The sequence below is a fragment of the Aerococcaceae bacterium DSM 111021 genome (genome assembly GCA_020112395.1).
Classification (GTDB): Bacteria; Bacillota; Bacilli; order Lactobacillales; family Aerococcaceae; genus Ruoffia.
The window spans coordinates 367,213-383,384 of record JACCEK010000002.1 but is presented as its reverse complement, the minus strand read 5'-3'; the positions used below and the strand labels follow the sequence as shown (position 1 = coordinate 383,384).

The 16,172-nt window shown below is 37.3% G+C and carries 16 protein-coding genes and 1 pseudogene; 8 read left to right on the top strand and 9 right to left on the bottom strand.

The window, feature by feature from the left end; translation table 11 throughout:
* Positions 1–13: 13 nt before the first annotated feature.
* Genes leuB through leuD form a run of 3 tightly spaced genes read left to right on the top strand, consistent with a single transcriptional unit; the run spans position 14 to position 3,059 of the window.
* Complete coding sequence (gene leuB, locus HYQ40_07970; GenBank protein ID MBZ6527716.1) at positions 14–1,054, top strand: 3-isopropylmalate dehydrogenase; 1,041 nt, start codon at positions 14–16, stop codon at positions 1,052–1,054.
* Between the two features lie 5 nt (positions 1,055–1,059).
* On the top strand, positions 1,060–2,448 hold the full coding sequence (gene leuC, locus HYQ40_07965; GenBank protein ID MBZ6527715.1) for a 3-isopropylmalate dehydratase large subunit: 1,389 nt from the start codon (positions 1,060–1,062) through the stop codon (positions 2,446–2,448).
* Positions 2,445–3,059: a 3-isopropylmalate dehydratase small subunit gene (gene leuD, locus HYQ40_07960; GenBank protein MBZ6527714.1), complete on the top strand. Its 615-nt coding sequence runs from the start codon at positions 2,445–2,447 to the stop codon at positions 3,057–3,059. The genes leuC and leuD overlap by 4 nt, the downstream gene beginning before the upstream one ends.
* 154 nt (positions 3,060–3,213) lie before the next feature.
* On the opposite strand, the gene HYQ40_07955 is transcribed toward leuD, so the two are convergent.
* The 6 genes and pseudogenes from HYQ40_07955 to HYQ40_07930 form a co-directional block, all read right to left on the bottom strand.
* Positions 3,214–3,915, bottom strand: a complete 702-nt coding sequence (locus HYQ40_07955) for a bacteriochlorophyll 4-vinyl reductase (protein ID MBZ6527713.1) — start codon at positions 3,913–3,915, stop codon at positions 3,214–3,216.
* Positions 3,916–4,083: 168 nt separating this feature from the next.
* A pseudogene (locus HYQ40_07950) lies at positions 4,084–5,122 on the bottom strand (potassium transporter).
* A gap of 161 nt (positions 5,123–5,283) precedes the next feature.
* Positions 5,284–5,751: a TetR/AcrR family transcriptional regulator gene (locus HYQ40_07945; GenBank protein ID MBZ6527712.1), complete on the bottom strand. Its 468-nt coding sequence runs from the start codon at positions 5,749–5,751 to the stop codon at positions 5,284–5,286.
* A gap of 252 nt (positions 5,752–6,003) precedes the next feature.
* Complete coding sequence (locus HYQ40_07940) at positions 6,004–6,687, bottom strand: ATP-binding cassette domain-containing protein (protein MBZ6527711.1); 684 nt, start codon at positions 6,685–6,687, stop codon at positions 6,004–6,006.
* Complete coding sequence (locus HYQ40_07935; protein ID MBZ6527710.1) at positions 6,688–6,957, bottom strand: hypothetical protein; 270 nt, start codon at positions 6,955–6,957, stop codon at positions 6,688–6,690.
* A gap of 72 nt (positions 6,958–7,029) precedes the next feature.
* Positions 7,030–7,422, bottom strand: coding sequence for a hypothetical protein (locus tag HYQ40_07930; GenBank protein MBZ6527709.1), 393 nt, complete (start codon positions 7,420–7,422; stop codon positions 7,030–7,032).
* Between the two features lie 906 nt (positions 7,423–8,328).
* On the opposite strand from HYQ40_07930, the gene HYQ40_07925 reads away from it, so the two are divergent.
* From HYQ40_07925 to HYQ40_07910, 4 genes are all read left to right on the top strand, one after another.
* Positions 8,329–9,195: a hypothetical protein gene (locus tag HYQ40_07925; GenBank protein ID MBZ6527708.1), complete on the top strand. Its 867-nt coding sequence runs from the start codon at positions 8,329–8,331 to the stop codon at positions 9,193–9,195.
* Positions 9,196–9,232: 37 nt separating this feature from the next.
* Positions 9,233–9,742, top strand: a complete 510-nt coding sequence (gene msrA / locus HYQ40_07920; protein MBZ6527707.1) for a peptide-methionine (S)-S-oxide reductase MsrA — start codon at positions 9,233–9,235, stop codon at positions 9,740–9,742.
* A 362-nt stretch (positions 9,743–10,104) separates the two neighbouring features.
* Positions 10,105–11,445, top strand: coding sequence for a hypothetical protein (locus tag HYQ40_07915; protein MBZ6527706.1), 1,341 nt, complete (start codon positions 10,105–10,107; stop codon positions 11,443–11,445).
* Between the two features lie 143 nt (positions 11,446–11,588).
* Entirely contained in the window at positions 11,589–12,356 is a 768-nt protein-coding gene (locus HYQ40_07910) for an SDR family oxidoreductase (protein MBZ6527705.1), read from the top strand.
* A 109-nt stretch (positions 12,357–12,465) separates the two neighbouring features.
* Here HYQ40_07910 and HYQ40_07905 read toward each other — a convergent pair whose 3' ends face one another.
* From HYQ40_07905 to HYQ40_07895, 3 genes are all read right to left on the bottom strand, one after another.
* Positions 12,466–14,334, bottom strand: a complete 1,869-nt coding sequence (locus tag HYQ40_07905) for an ABC transporter ATP-binding protein (GenBank protein MBZ6527704.1) — start codon at positions 14,332–14,334, stop codon at positions 12,466–12,468.
* A complete protein-coding gene (locus HYQ40_07900) occupies positions 14,312–14,752 on the bottom strand; it encodes a MarR family transcriptional regulator (protein ID MBZ6527703.1) in 441 nt (146 codons plus the stop codon). Before HYQ40_07900 ends, HYQ40_07905 begins: the two co-directional genes overlap by 23 nt.
* Positions 14,753–14,969: 217 nt before the next feature.
* The gene (locus HYQ40_07895; GenBank protein MBZ6527702.1) at positions 14,970–15,350 is read right to left on the bottom strand and encodes a VOC family protein; all 381 of its coding nucleotides are present in this window, start codon (positions 15,348–15,350) and stop codon (positions 14,970–14,972) included.
* A 234-nt stretch (positions 15,351–15,584) separates the two neighbouring features.
* Between HYQ40_07895 and HYQ40_07890 the strand changes: the two genes are divergently transcribed.
* Entirely contained in the window at positions 15,585–16,166 is a 582-nt protein-coding gene (locus HYQ40_07890) for a TetR/AcrR family transcriptional regulator (GenBank protein MBZ6527701.1), read from the top strand.
* The last annotated feature ends 6 nt before the right edge of the window (positions 16,167–16,172 follow it).

Below are 16,172 nucleotides of genomic sequence, written 5' to 3'. Positions count from 1 at the left end.
AGGACAGTGTTGTATGACTAAAAGAATCGTCGCCCTTGCAGGTGATGGGATTGGTCCAGAAATTATGACCAGTGCTTTAGAAATATTAGCCGTCGCCAGTAAGGGGAAGTTTGCTTACGAAGTGGTCTCTTTTCCTTTTGGCGGGGCTGCGATTGAGCAAGCTGGTATACCGTTACCGCAAGAGACTCTAATGGCTTGTCAACAAGCAGATGCTATTTTGTTAGGTGCGATCGGTGGGCCTCGGTGGGAAGGGGCTAAAGAAACACCAGAAAGTGGATTATTAGCTTTGAGACAAGCGCTTAAATTGTATGCAAATTTGAGGCCAACAAAAATGCAAACTTTTTTGGAAGAAAAGTCTCCATTAAAAGCAGACAAAGTGCGGGGAACAGATTTTGTGATTGTTCGCGAACTAATAGGTGGTTTATATTTTGGACAACCGAAATGTTATGATTCAGATGAGGCCATTGATACGATGAATTATACAAGAAAACAAATTGAACAAATTGTTCGATTGGCTTTTGAATTGGCGCTCACTCGTCGTCAAAAATTGACCTCGGTCGATAAGGCGAACGTCTTAGCAAATAGTAAGTTATGGCGACAGATAGTGCAGGAAGTTTCAGAAGAATACCCGTCAGTTGAAGTGGAACATATATATGTTGATGCAGCAGCAATGAAATTGATGATGGCTGCTCCCACTTTTGATGTCATTGTGACTGAGAATTTGTTCGGAGATATTCTAAGTGATCAAGCTTCTGTGATCACAGGTTCACTGGGGATGCTTGCAAGTGCGAGTCTAAGTATTGATGGACCAGCTTTATACGAACCAATTCACGGTTCTGCTCCGGACATAGCTGGTTTAAATATTGCCAATCCGGTGTCGATGATCTTATCTGTGTGTATGATGTTAAGGCAGAGTTTTCAGCAAATAGCTTTAGCCGATCAAATTGAGACAGCTACTTATGAGACGATTGCGGCTACTGGTGGAACGAGAGATTTAGGTGGACAATTGATGACAAGTGAATTTAAGCAAGAGTTAATTAAACGATTGGAGTGAAAAGCATGGGACAGACACTATTTGATAAAGTTTGGCAAGAACATGTTTTAGCTGGCGAGGAAGGAAATGCTCAGTTATTATACATAGATTTACATATGATTCACGAAGTAACCACACCGCAAGGTTTTGAAAGTTTACGTTCAGAAGGACGCCAGCTGAGGGCTCCTGAAAAAACTATCGCAACGATTGATCATAATGTGCCGACTAAGAATATCTTTACGATTAAGGATGCCATTTCAAGAAAACAAATTGAAGCATTACAAAGAAACTGTCGAGATTTCGGAGTTGAGTTAATGGATCACGGCAGTGAAGGTCAAGGAATCGTTCATATGATTGGACCGGAACAAGGGGCAACTCAACCTGGTAAAACCGTTGTTTGTGGTGATTCACATACAGCAACCCATGGGGCTTTTGGCGCCATTGCTTTTGGAATTGGCTCTTCAGAAGTTGAACACGTTTTTGCGACGCAGACAATTTGGCAAAGAAAACCAAAGATAATGGGGATTAAACTGACTGGTAAACTACAAGCGGGTGTTTATGCAAAAGATATTATGTTGAATCTTATTCATACGTATGGCACTGACTTTGCGACAGGTTATGCGATTGAATATTATGGCGAAGCAGTGAGTGACTTGTCGATGGAAGGACGCATGACATTGTGCAATATGGCGATTGAGTTTGGAGCAAAGTATGGCCTAGTAGCTCCAGACCAGAAAACCTTTGACTATCTTGAAGGCAAGCCAAGAGCTCCCAAAGATTTTAAACGGGCAGTGGCTTATTGGAAGACACTATATACAGACCCAGATGCTGACTTTGACTATGTATTAGAAGTATCTATCGATGATTTAGCACCTTATGTCACTTGGGGGACGACTCCTGCGATGGGGTTACCTTATGGAGAGAAATTCCCGCAAGTAAGTGATCATAATGATCAACGTGCTTATGAATACATGGATTTGAGACCTCAAATGGATGCGACGGACATCCCTATATCTTATATATTTTTAGGTTCGTGTACAAATTCTCGTCTGGAAGACTTGATTGAAGGGGCTAAATATATAAAAGGGCGCAAGGTTGCTCCTCATATTTCAGCTTGGGTAGTTCCAGGTAGTCGGCCGGTGAAACGTGCAGCCGAAGCAATGGGAATTGCTCAACAATATATAGACGCTGGATTTGAGTGGCGGGAACCAGGTTGTTCAGCTTGTATATCGATGAATGCGGATCGTGTACCGCCGGGAACGCACTGTGCCTCGACAACAAACCGAAATTTCGAAGGGCGACAAGGAAAAGGCTCACGCACTCACTTATGCAGTCCCGCGATGGCCGTCCTAGCAGCAGTTAAGGGACACTTCTACGACACAAGACTCGATGACCAGGAGGTACCAGTTTTATGAGACCTTTTATAGTTCATAAGGGAACAACCGTGGCTTTAATGGAGGACAATATTAATACCGATCAAATCTTACCAAGTGCCTTTTTAAATCGGATTGAAAAAACGGGGTTCGGTGAATTTTTATTTGATAACTGGCGCTATCTACCAGGATCAGACTATCCAAGAAAAGTTAAAGCAGAATTTCCATTGAATCATCCCGATCGCCAAGGTGCGAGTATTTTAATAACTGGTGATAATTTTGCAGGAGGATCGTCTCGAGAACATGCAGTATGGGCTTTAGATGATTTTGGTTTTAGAGTAGTGATTGCCGGAAGTTTTAGCGATATCTTTTATATGAACAGCCTGAAAAATGGGATGTTAGCGATTAGTTTATCAGCAGAAGAACGTCAAGCACTAGCAAGATTAAAGGGCGACGAACAGATTAAGATCGATTTAGAAACACAAGAAATAGTGACACCGTATGCTAAGTATAAATTTTCAATTGAAGAAGAATGGCGCCGTAAATTATTAGGTGGAATTGACGATATTACTGAAACAATGGCCTATGAAGAACAAATTAAAGCGTATGAAAGTAAGTGGGACGAGTTTTATGCTTATGACGCTATCACATAGTTAATTGATCTAAATTGGACTGAACTTTTGCCGTCCTTATAGCAATAGTTTTGGAATTTTTATACAAGATGTTGAAAGATAGATGTATATTAAAAAGCTTTTTAATTCTCAAAAGAAACGAAAGCTAATATGAATCATTCTTGCACATAGCGAGTCAACTATGTGTGAAAAGCATACTTTTTATGGGGCTTATGGTAGCTAAAGTCAGTCCCCCAGAGACACCCCCACCAACGACTGGAATGACCTTTGATACAGATTTTGCAAAGGAATTCTTAGTCACTTTTACGCCCAAATTAGCTAAAGTTTTTTTGATAATTGGATAATAAACAGTTTTTGTGAGTGCTTGTTGTGGGAGCTTCTTAACTGCTTGACCAGCTAGAGCTGATGAGATCCTTTTAACAGCTGTTCCAGCCCCACTGACTCCTAACATCACACCAAGAAAAACGATTAATGACTTTTTCCCTTCTTCGGTTAGCTTATCATCATTGTACAAATCAGGATAACCATATAAATACATCAGTTTTTGAGCTAAATTAATCGACATGCCGTAAAACTGTAGAATATCAGCAGGTATTGAAGCAACTACTGCGACACCTCCAGGCAGTCCTGAAACAAAGGATGCAGCAGATGATTTCATTGTCGTATTATTAATGGCTTTTTTAGCTGTGGAAGCAATTTGTTTCTCATCAATAATTTCAACGGGGCCATTTTCAAGTATTTTCTCAATTCCTGGTTCCTCCTTGAATAATTGATATAGGAACTCTTTACGGTCTATTTTTAAGATGCGATTTGATAAGAGAGTAGTGACAAGTTCGTTTCCTCTGTTTATATCTTTGTTATCAATTTTATCTGACATGTCATCATTCCTTTTTGTTATTTGTTAATACAGGCAGGTGCTTATAATTGATGTTAAATTTATATTTAGTAAATATATAGTAAGTTATAAATTAAAGCGTGTCCATAGAATAATGTAAATAGAGCACTTCAGGAATCCCCAGAGTGCTCTATTTGTGCATTCATTTATTTAAATTTTCGATGTATTCAAATCACCTATGGGTTGAGTGGCTCTCTGTTGATTTGATTCCCCAGCCCATTCAAAGGTTTTTTTAGCAATAAGAACAGCGATTATCTCGTTGATAAAAGCGGCTGCTGCAATTGTACCTTGAATAATGGTGGCTGTTGTAGGGTCGAATAGAGCGATTTGTGAAGCTGCAATCCCAGTAAAGGCGAGTAAAAACCCTGAGTGGGGTAATAGTGTCAGACCAAGATGTTTCGCTACTGTATCGGGTAATTTTGTGACTTTCGCTCCAATATAAGCGCCGGAATATTTACCTAAAGCTCTTGATAAAATGAAAATAGCTGTAAAGGCTCCAGCTCCTAAAAATAATTGATTATCTAGTGGAGCACCTAAGTTTAGAATTACCATCATTAACGCTAAACCTAAGGTAGGATTTAAAAGGGTCATAATTTCGTCCAATTTTTCTTCTGAGACGATATTAGCAATCGTTGCTGAAAGACCTAAGACCATGAGCATAAAGTTCATCACTGGACTACCAAATACAAGGTTATTGAATCTAAAGCCACCATTGGAATTATGTATTGGTAACAGGGCCTTTCGATTTAAACTTTTTCACAATCGATAAGGCTAGTGCTGGGACGGTAGCTTAAGCAATTTCACCAAACACAAATCCCAAATTAAATTAGAACGCCAGTAAAGTAGAAAATAACTCCAAAAAATACTGCGACGACTAAGAAAGTAGTGAGTGATTGGAACAGAGTAGTTATAATTATATTCTTTCCTGATTTTTTCAGCTTCTTAAATACATGCTCCGTACCAATCATAATCATAATCATACTTCTAAAACATTTAATTAAGCTTGATAACAGTTTGCATTCATTAATACAACGTTCATAAGACCAAGCGCGTGAGGGCCTAAAACCAAACCATCTTGCTATTAGCTACCCATCCTAATATCGCTCGCTAGAAGTCTCAATTTAGCAACCAATTCACCAGCGATGAATGCTATTGCTGGAACCGTTATATATCGAATAAACAAATTCAATCTGATCTGTCCTCTATAATTATTCCATAAAACATAATTTTTAATATTTTTTCTAATTTAACTTCGGCTCTTGAATCAGTTGAGCGTAATTTTCGTCATCTTGTGTTTGAAAATAGTAATTAAATGATTCTTGAAACACTTTAAAATATTCCATCGCCTCATCAAAAATCACATAAGTCCTTTAAATCTACAGTTTGATGGATACTTTCGTAGAAATCATAATTGAATTGATCCAGCTTTGTTTTCAGTGCTCTGATTTCTTTCTTTATGTGTAGGGGTGGATGAAAAACGGCGTTCGCAAATATATTACTAAATTTAGATTTTCGGTCAAAGAATTGTTGACGCAATGAAAAATATTTTTTAGTTGCTACTTCGATATTTTCAAAGGAAACTGACTCTTCATTAAGAAAAGTGATGAAGCTTTCGAAACATTCAGCCACACAGGCTAAATATAGATTATGTTTGTTCTTAAAATAATGATAGATAATTCCTTTAGAAAAATTACTTTCTTTAGATATTACGTTAAGTGAGGCCTCACTATAACGATGAAGGCCAAATTCAGTAATAGCACTTTGGATAATTTGTTGATTTTTTAAATTACTTTGCTTTGTTCTATTTAGTCGTGTCACCTCATTTCAATATTGACCGAGTGGTCAACGAATCGTTTCTATCATATTTGACTATCTGGTCAAAAGACTGCTACTTAAGCTTTATTACATAAAAAAGTCATCTGTACTGACTCTCTTGATCCAGAATGGGATTTAAGATTCAACGACAGGTGGCAAGTATTTTATATTCTATTAAGCAGAAGCAAGTTGTTCAGTATCATGAAGATACGGTTTAAATTGTGTTTCATACATCAATTTATACATACCGTCATTTTATAGGAGTTGCTGGTGTGTGCCTCTTTCGACTTCCTGTCCATTGTCTAAGACGAGAATTTTATCCGCATTGATAAATGTTGACAGGTGGAGGGCAATGACAAGGCTCGTTTTATTCTTAATTAATGAGCTTAGAGCGTCTTGGAATAAGCCTTCAGAGATTGAGTCAAGACTAGATGTTGCTTCGTCTAAGATGAGTATTATAGGGTCTTTTAGAAATACCCTAGCAATTGAAAGCCTTTGTTTCTCTCCAACAGATAGTTTGATTCCATAATTACCGACTTTGGTGTCATAACCGTCGGGAAGACTTGTGATAAAGTCAGGGTTATTGGCTTCTTTACAGGCTTGGATGAGTTCCTCTTCAGTGGCGTCACTTTTAGCGTAAAGGAGATTTTCCCGGATGGATACGTTGAATAAGTAGGTTTCTTGAGTAACCATTCCGATATTTTGTCTTAGGAAGTGTAAATCTAAATCTTGAATATTGTAATCACCCAGTTTAATTTCTCCTCCAATGACGTCATAGAGTCTTGGAATCAGATTAAAAAGGGTCGATTTACCTGCACCAGAAGAGCCAAAGATTGCGACTATTTCACTTTCATTTACTTGGAAACTAATAACATGAAGGAAAGGTGAATCTTCTTTGTAGTAAAATGAGACATTGTTAAAGCTCAGATTGGCTTTTATTTAGCTTGATGTGAGAGCGTTTGGTTTGTTCTGGATGTCAATGGGCATATCTAAGTAGTTAAATATACGGTTGAATAAAGCTCGCGAGCGGATAAATTCGATATGTATGTCTATAAGTTGCGTTAAAGGTCGGTACATACGAGTCATGAGGGCATCGAGGATCGTAATAACACTAACAGTCAAACCTTGATAGTGATTAATTAGAATCATAATACCTCCAACTAAGTAAATAGACAGGGGTCCTGCTTCGATAAAGGTTTGTGCAACCATTCTAAACTATCGACCGACGGTTGTTTCTTTAACTTTAACTTGTGTGAGTTGTTTAATTACTGTCTGATAGCGTTAATACTCAATTTCTTCTTTAGTGAACAGTTTAACCAGTTGTTGACCACTCACGCTGAGCGTTTCATTTAATATTTCATTCGCTTCATCGTTTAAATCATGAGATTCATTGGTTAGTGCCCAGCATTTTTTACCGACGATTTTAACAGGTAAGTCAATTAGGGGAACGATTAACATACTGATTAAAGCGAGTATCCAGTTTAGTTGGATTATCGCAATAAAAGAAGAAATTAAGACAGCTAAGTTGGATTCGGCTTGGGTTAAAGTACCGGTGTCAAAATTTTGAACAGCACTGATGTCATTGGTCATTCGGGTAATAATCTCACCTTGTTTACCAGAGGCATAAAAGCCTTGCGATAGTTTTTGAAGGTGGCCGAACATTTGATTACACATTTCTTTACCGATGTTTTGAGATAGACAAGCGCCGAGGAAACTTTAGGTGAAACCGATTAAACCGGTTAAAAGTAGGACGATGAATGATGCGCCAATCAGGGTGATTAACTGGTTAAAGTCACCACCGATGAATCGACCATCGAAGATACGACCGGTTAAAATTGCAGGTAACATACCGAGTAATCCGGCTACTAGGATGATACCATCATGAGGAAAACTAGAAGTGTGAAGGGTTTTAGGTATAAGTATATTCTTTTGGGTATTTGTAAGGTGATTGTAGGTGGTTGTTCATTTTGTTGAGTTGTGACCTTACGATGATGGACTTTTAGATGGTTAAAGGGTTCAATGATTTTTTCAAGGTAGTAATCCGGTTTCATAGACTCACTCTTTCTTATATAGTTAAGTCATTTAAGTAATTAACCTATTTTAACTATTAAAAACGTTATTATCTTTTGTCATTCATATGGAGACTTAATGGAAATTATATTTTTAAATGAGAGTTATTTGCAATTTATAATTTTTATCTAATAAAATGGTTGACAATTTTAATGAAGACGCATAGTATATAAAACAATAGATTAATAAGCGACTGTGATGAAGAGAAGAGTAGCGAAACGACTTAACAAGTACAGAGAGCCTGGTTTGGTGAAAAAGGGTGGTTTAAGCGTGAGTGAAGATGAGCTCGGAGCAGTTTAAGAGGTTAACGCTTCTTAGACGGGCACACCCGATACAGTGTGCAGTATTTATTGATACTGAATGAGCTATTATTTGTGAAGATAATAGAAAATTGGGTGGTAACACGACTCTTCGTCCCTTTTGTTAGAGATATCTCTGACAAGAGGGGCTTTTTTTATTCAAAAAAGTTGTAAGGTCTAGAATAAATAATAGTTTAAGGGAGAGAATAAAATGAAAAATATCAAACGTGTATTCGGATTCGTATTAAGTATCTTATTAATAAGTGGGCAATGGTTTTTACCAGTAGCTTCAGCGGAAGAAACAAAAGAGTTTGAAGGTGAAACGGTCATCGTCGGTGTTGTGAGTGATACAGGGCTGGAGCTGTGGGAATACGTAGCAGAGAAAGCTTTGGAAGAAGAAGGAATTACGTTAGAGTTGGTTCTGTTTAATGATTACAATCAACCAAACGTTGCTCTCCAAAATGGCTCGCTTGATATTAGTGGCTTCCAAGGTCATCCATTTATTAAATCTTGGAACGAAGATAATGACGGTACGGTGTTTGCGATCGCAAATACGTTATTAATGCCATTAGGTTTATATTCTGAAAAGCATGAGTCGGTCGAAGCTATTCCTGAAGGCGGAAGTATTTCACTTCCAAATGATCCTTCAACATTGGGCCGTTCGTTATTGGCTTTAGAAATCGCGGGGTTAATTGAGGTTGATGATGAGGTAGGTATCTACGGCGATGAGGAAGATATCACGTCAAATCCAAAGAATTTAGAAATTGTACTTGTTGAGCCAAACTTCGCAGCATTATCTTTACCAGATGTTGATGCAGCGTTAATTAATACGAATTTCGCTAATGATGTAGGCTTATCAATTCATGATGCGATATTCAATGATGCAGAAGATGTAGAGAAAGTTAACCCAATGTACATCAACACAATTACAACTTTAGAAGAGAATAAAGATAACCCAGTTTATCTTAAAATTGCAGAACTTTACCAGACAGATGATGTCGCAGAAAAAATAAATGAAGTATACAATGGCGAAACATATCCAATGTTTGACGCTCCATTACCAGAATTAGAAAATTAATATTATTCGTTCTTAGGCGAATAGAAAGGAGAATTGTATGACAAACCAACAAGAAACAGCAGTTTTAGCCGGAGGATGCTTTTGGTGTATGGTGAAACCATTCGATCAATGGGATGGTGTACATTCAGTCACTTCAGGTTATACAGGTGGTCACACTGTCAACCCAACCTATGAAGAGGTTTGTAGTGGTGAGACGGGTCATACTGAAGCGGTCAAGATTGTTTTTGACCCAACAATCATAAGTTATGATGAGTTATTGGATATTTATTGGGAGATTAGCGATCCGACAGATGCTGGTGGGCAATTTATTAACCGCGGATCGTCTTATCGACCAGGGGTATTCTACCTAACTGAGGAACAGAAACTTAAGGCAGAAGCATCTAAAAAAGCTTTAGATATTAGTGGACGCTTTGATAAACCTGTCGTAACTGAAATTACGTCCGCCAGTACATTCTACGGTGCTGAAGATTATCATCAAGATTTCTATCAGAAACAACCAGAACATTATCAAGCATATAGAGTCAGATCAGGTCGAGATAGTGCTTAAGAGCAACCAACAAGATGTCTGTTATAGAACGGACCTAAAAATATGAACAAAGTAAAAAGACTGGACACCCATCTCGGATGTTCAGTTTTTTTGTAATTTGCGTTTAAATTGTAGAAGAATATTCATCAATATTTAAGGACTCATTGAGGATTATTTGAACAGACAATATTTTTATCAATAAGAGGGTATATGGTTTGACTGTAAACCTTCATCATGTTAGGGTTTTCATAAGAATAAGTTGACTTGTTGAATCAAACAAGATGTCTTTGTGTCAATCTCCAGTAACTAAAAGCAATCACTTTCTACTATAGGCAATTCTCCGTTTCAGTGACAGAAATAAACATTAGAAAGAGAGGATAATTATGAACAAAAGCGCTTTGAGATGGTTCTTTCCTGGTGTTGCCCTTTTTATGTTTTTTACTTTATTAATCGCTTTATTACAAGACTATATCCCCCCTAATCTGCCGGAATTTTTATCGAATATTACTGGATCTTTTTCATTTTGTATTATGTTGACCCTTGTTTTAATTGCTGTTCGTCCAAAAGCGATTGAGAAGAAATTAGGTTTAACTCAAATGTATGGAATTCATGCGTGGATGGCGATGGCATTGCCCGTTACTCTGCTTATCCATGTCGGTATACGTTGGAGTGGCTTAGCCAATGTCTTTACTTTATCGTTATCAGATACGTCTATACTTGGTTATGTAGGTTTAATATCACTCATTATCGTGATGTTTACAGGTATTTTTGTCTTATCCGACACATTAATTAAAAAGTCCAAAAAGTTAATGAACTTGAAGAAGAATACTTACAAACGAAATCGACATTTATGGTTACACCGTTTGGCTATTGTGAGTATCATTGCGATTCATTTCCATATTTATAATGTGTCATATCTAGTGGGGAATATACCATTCCTATTCTTAACGACACTTTATACGGTAATTGTTCTCGGTTGGTATGCCTTGTATAAAATTCGTTTGGCAATCTTGCCAAAATACGAGATAGTAAGGCTCGATAAACCGACTCCTAAAATTCATGAAATTGAATTGAGACCAACAAAAGGCAACAAACTTGATTATATTGCCGGACAATATGGCTTCTTCCGTTTCGTTGATTCAAAAGTTACAAGTGAGGCACATCCCTTCTCGTTCTCTAGCGCCCCGACATATAATGAGGATACTGTTATGGTGATGATTAAAGAGGACGGGGATTTTACAAGTTCACTTGATCAAGTAGAGGTAGGGGATAAGGTAACGATTGAGGGGCCTTATGGTAATTTTTATCCCGAACAAGTACGGCATTCAAATGAACCGATGGTTCTGCTGTCTGGTGGTATCGGGGTTACACCAAACTTAAGTTTATTACGCGAAGAAATTGCGAAAGATTCAGACCGACGAATCATTTTCATTTGGGGAGTAGGTTATGAAGAAGAGTTAATGTACTATGATGAATTAAAAGGGTTCGCCAAGCAATATCCAAACTTTTCTCACCACATTATCTTTAGTGAAGAAGAAGTTGAAGGCTTCGCTTATGGTTTTGTTGATGAAGATTTCATCAAAGAGGAAGGGCTTGAAGAGTATTTCGAAACAGCTTCATGGCATGTTTGTGGTCCGCCACCTATGCTTGAAGCGGCGAAAGGTTTACTTTCAGACAATGATGTGACAGAAGAACAAGCAAACATTGAAGAGTTTGCGTTTTAGTTGATATATATTTGGCGCCGAGTAAACATTCAATGATGATTTTACTTTGGGGTATGTTCGTAAATTTTGAAGAATGAACAAACTTTAATTGGATAAATAGTTAACCCGATCCGATTAGAGAAATAAAAAATGAAGGTTTTAAAATGGGTAAATTAGATGGAAAAGTAGCCATTATCACTGGTGCAGCTGGCGGAATCGGTAGAGTAACGGCTAAGTTATTTTTAGATGAAGGTTCTAAAGTTGCTTTAGTTGATTTATCAGAAGAAGACTTAAATGAAGCGATAGAAGAGCTTAACTCGGATGATAATATTATAGCGATTCCAGCTGATGTATCAAAAGAAGCTGATGTAAAAAATTATGTTAATAAAACGAAAGAACGTTTTGGACGCGTTGATATCTTATTCAATAACGCTGGGATTACAGGCAAACAAACAGACATTGTCGATTTAGAAGTAGAAGACTTTGATAACTTTATGGTAATTAACGCCAGAGGTGTTTTCTTAGGATTGAAACATACCCTACCATTACTTATTGAGCAAAAAAGCGGAAGTATTATTAATACTTCTTCTGTGGATGGTCTAAGAGGTTCACCTGGACTTGCTCCGTATGCTTCATCTAAACACGCAGTTGTGGCTTTAACGAAAACAGCTGCTTTAGAAGTTGCAGAGAGTGGTGTTCGTGTAAATTCGATTCATCCTTCACCAGTAGATACGAGTATGATGGAAAGTCTGGAGTCAAATACAGGTGATGCTGATTCTGCCCAAGAAGACTTTATAGCTGGGATTCCTTTAGGTCGTTATGCAGAGGCAGGCGATATCGCTAAACTCGCATTATTCTTAGCTTCAAATGACAGCTCGTTTATTAGTGGATCACAATATCGTGTTGATGGGGCGATGGGTGCACAACAATAATTGAGTTTAAAGTTTATAAGCTTCCTCGATTTCTTGAGGAAGCTTATTTGTATTAATGAGAAAAAACTGGACAACTCAAAAAGAGTGTCCAGTTTTTGCTTTTCTATATTTATGCAGAGACGAGTTGGCTCGTATCATTGATATACGGCTTAAATTGTGTATCATACATTAATTTGTACATTCCGTTATTTTCTATGAGTTGTTGGTGTGTGCCTCTTTCCACTTCGTGTCCATTTTCTAAGACGAGTATTTTATCTGCGGATATAATAGTGGACAGGCGGTGGGCGATGACTAAGCTGGTTTTGTTTTTGATTAAAGAACTTAAGGCTTCTTGAATGAGTCCTTCAGATATGGAGTCTAAACTTGAGGTTGCTTCATCTAAAATAATGATTTTTGGATCTTTTAAGAATACACGGGCAATGGATATACGTTGTTTCTCTCCACCGGATAATTTAATGCCTCTGTTACCAACTTCGGTATCGTATCCATCAGGAAGATTTGTGATAAAGTTATGGATATTGGCATCCTTACACGCTTTAATAATCTCTTCTTGAGTCGCATCACTTTTAGCATATAGGAGATTTTCTCTAATGGATGCATTGAATAGGTAAGTTTCTTGAGTAACCATCCCGATAGTTTGTCTAAGGAAGTGAAGGTCTAGATCTTGGATATTATGGTCACCTAGTTTAATTTCTCCACCAACGGCATCGTATAGGCGAGGGATAAGGTTAAATATGGTAGACTTTCCTGCACCAGAAGGACCGACGATGGCTAAAGTTTCGCCTTCTTTCACTTTGAAATTAATGTCGTGTAGAATGGGGGTGTTTTCTTTGTAGGCGAAAGATACGTTGTTAAAGCTAATCTCTCCACGGATATTTTTTGGAAGAATGGCATTGGGTTTATTGTCGATTTCTATTGGCATATCTAGATAGTTAAATATTCGACTAAATAACGCTAAGGATCTAATGAATTCAATCTGAATATCCATGAGTTGTATTAACGGTCGGTACATACGTGTCATAAGAGCCACTAAGATTGTAATATCACCGACCGAAAGTCCTTGATAATGATTGACGAGGATCATAAATCCTCCGACTAAATATATGAACATGGGACCTGCTTCGATAAACGTTTGAGCAGCCATTCTAAACCAACGGCCTACTGTTGTCTCTCGTACTTTTACCTTCATAAGCTTGTCATTTAGATTGCTATAACGCTCATACTCTGTCTCTTCTTTAGTGAATAATTTGACAAGTTGCTGACCACTCACACTTAGAGTTTCGTTCAATATTTCATTGGATTCGTCATTTAAGTCTTGAGATTCATTGGTAAGTGCCCATCTTTTTCGGCCGACTATTTTTATAGGGAAGACTAAAAGAGGAACAATCAAAATACCGACAAAGGCTAATGCCCAATTCAGCTGAAACATCGCCACAATAGATGTTGTTAAAATAGCTAGGCTGGATACTGTTTGTGTCAACGTTCCAGTAATAAAGCTTTGAACACCACTAACATCGCTGGTCATTCGAGTGATTATTTCCCCTTGTTTGCCTGAGGAATAGAATCCTTGAGATTGTTTTTGAAGATGATAGTACATTTGGTTACGCATGTCTTTTCCGATATTTTGGGATAGCCAGGCACCTAAGTAGCTGTGAATTAAACCGACGATACTTGTTAAGATAAGTACAAAAAATGATGCGGCGATGAGCTTGACTAATTTATTAAAGTCTCCACCAATAAAACCTTCGTCGATAATTCGGCCCGTTAACATTGATGGTAGAACACCTAGTAAAGCAGCCAGAAGGATGACAGTCATAATAATCATTAATTGAAGAGTATATGGTTTCAAGTAGAAGTAAATTCGCTTTAGTAATTGTAATGTGATTTTAGGTGGCTGTTCGTTAATTTCTCTATCTAACTCTCTATTATTGAATCTTCTCAATAAATCACTCCTTTTAAAGTCCCCAACCTTGTTCATCTATGACAGTTTCTAATTCGTTGAGTACTCGTATAAATGACTCTACGTCATTTTCATCTAGTCGTTCAACGAGTGTTTGAATATTTTGTTGTTGTTTGGCTATTTTCTCTTCGACGACTTCTTTACCTTGATCACTTAACATAACAAAAACGTTCCGACGATCTTCAGGAGAGATAGCACGAACGATTAGTTTTTTAGCTTCTAATTTATTCAGAATCGCAGTGACTCTCGGTGTTGTTACATTCATTATCTTGCCTAGTTCACTTGGAATGACTTTATCGCCATTGTTGTATAGGTAAGAAAGGACAAAACCAGTGCCTCGACCCGTTTTGGGTTGGGTATCTGCTGTGCGACGTTGTATCTTTAAGTGGTTGATATGTTCTATGATTTGCTCGACATACTTATAATTAGTCTCCATCATGCTTTCCTTTCAAAATTTATTTTAGAATGACTCGATCACGACAATAGTTAATATGATTAAATAGTTAACTTATGTGAACTATTATACACTGTGAAATGCAATTTGTCAATCAAATAGGAATAGGAATGTTGTGGTGGGTAGAAATAATGAACAATAAAAAAATGTAAGCTCATTGAAATGAATCAACAAGCTTACATTTTAAAGGGTTTAAATATTATTTAGCGCGTTTGACTTCAATACGGTACCCGTCTGGATCCGTCACAAAGAAGTATGTCGGTGTGCCGCCTGTTAGACCTCTTAAATCACCGGTCTCATAAGTAGAAGCTTTACACACTTCATGCATTTTTTCTAAGTCGCTAACAGTCACACCTAAATGACTGAAGCCATCTCCAATATTATATGGCTCTGCATCATAATTGTAAGTCAGTTCAATTTGTACTGAAGATCCAGGAGAATTTAAGTAGATTAAATCAAACTTATTTTCTGGGAATTCTCTTCGACTAGCCACTTCAAAATCGAATAGGTTAGTATAAAAGTCTAAGGTAGCCTCAATATCTCTAACGCGTAGGCAAATCTCAACGAGTTCTTGTTTCATAATAATATCATCCTCCAATAGTTTCTTATTATCATTCTACCATGAACTTAGTATGGATACATGTTAAATGATTGTAGGTGTAAGCTGGTTTAAACAAATTCATCTGAAAATACTTAAATATGTCATAACATTGGATAATGATTGATTATCACTTCGAAGTTATCTCAATGCCATCTCTGTTTCATAAGTAACTAAGGCGATATGCTATAATAAACGAGAATTGGAGGGAGTCACATGGCACGCAAAAAAACCTTTACTCAAGAAGAATTATATATAGCAACGCATCAATTGATGTTAGAAGATGGATATGATCAGTTCAACTTTATGAAGCTGGCTCAAGCACTCAACGTTTCGCGCACGGCACTCTATAAATATTACAGCAATAAAGATGAATTGTTGCGCGATTATTTACTTAATCAGATGGAGGATTTTGTTAGACGAATTGAAACGACTGAGTGGCCCGAAAACTACGAAGAAAAACTGTCAGAATTATTGGACTTGGTGTTTGACTTCTCGGACACGCATCGTATAACAACTCAGGTACAAGGTCAGAGATGGACCAAAGAAAATGAACATCAACCCGACATCCAAAAGTCAAAGCAATTACATCAAACTATGTTTAAATTTATCCATGAGGTGATCACAGAGGGTCAGCAAATTGGTTATCTTGACCCTGAGATACCTTCTTTAATGTTAATTGAAACAATATTCCATAGCGTTACGTTGCCGAACCGAGCAGGATTGTCGGGTAAAAAACGTAGTTATTTCATGAAAAAACTCTTGTTTAAAGGCATTTTAAATTCTACTGAAAACTAAATAATA

Excerpts from the sequence above, each read along its gene's own strand:
- HYQ40_07955 (MBZ6527713.1), bottom strand. The coding sequence starts at position 3,915 with ATGTCAGATAAAATTGATAACAAAGATATAAACAGAGGAAACGAACTT.
- HYQ40_07930 (MBZ6527709.1), bottom strand. The coding sequence starts at position 7,422 with ATGTGTAATCAAATGTTCGGCCACCTTCAAAAACTATCGCAAGGCTTT.
- HYQ40_07935 (MBZ6527710.1), bottom strand. The coding sequence starts at position 6,957 with ATGGTTGCACAAACCTTTATCGAAGCAGGACCCCTGTCTATTTACTTA.
- HYQ40_07890 (MBZ6527701.1), top strand. The coding sequence starts at position 15,585 with ATGGCACGCAAAAAAACCTTTACTCAAGAAGAATTATATATAGCAACG.
- HYQ40_07910 (MBZ6527705.1), top strand. The coding sequence starts at position 11,589 with ATGGGTAAATTAGATGGAAAAGTAGCCATTATCACTGGTGCAGCTGGC.
- HYQ40_07900 (MBZ6527703.1), bottom strand. The coding sequence starts at position 14,752 with ATGGAGACTAATTATAAGTATGTCGAGCAAATCATAGAACATATCAAC.
- leuD (MBZ6527714.1), top strand. The coding sequence starts at position 2,445 with ATGAGACCTTTTATAGTTCATAAGGGAACAACCGTGGCTTTAATGGAG.
- leuB (MBZ6527716.1), top strand. The coding sequence starts at position 14 with ATGACTAAAAGAATCGTCGCCCTTGCAGGTGATGGGATTGGTCCAGAA.
- HYQ40_07895 (MBZ6527702.1), bottom strand. The coding sequence starts at position 15,350 with ATGAAACAAGAACTCGTTGAGATTTGCCTACGCGTTAGAGATATTGAG.
- HYQ40_07915 (MBZ6527706.1), top strand. The coding sequence starts at position 10,105 with ATGAACAAAAGCGCTTTGAGATGGTTCTTTCCTGGTGTTGCCCTTTTT.
- HYQ40_07905 (MBZ6527704.1), bottom strand. The coding sequence starts at position 14,334 with ATGAACAAGGTTGGGGACTTTAAAAGGAGTGATTTATTGAGAAGATTC.
- HYQ40_07925 (MBZ6527708.1), top strand. The coding sequence starts at position 8,329 with ATGAAAAATATCAAACGTGTATTCGGATTCGTATTAAGTATCTTATTA.
- leuC (MBZ6527715.1), top strand. The coding sequence starts at position 1,060 with ATGGGACAGACACTATTTGATAAAGTTTGGCAAGAACATGTTTTAGCT.
- msrA (MBZ6527707.1), top strand. The coding sequence starts at position 9,233 with ATGACAAACCAACAAGAAACAGCAGTTTTAGCCGGAGGATGCTTTTGG.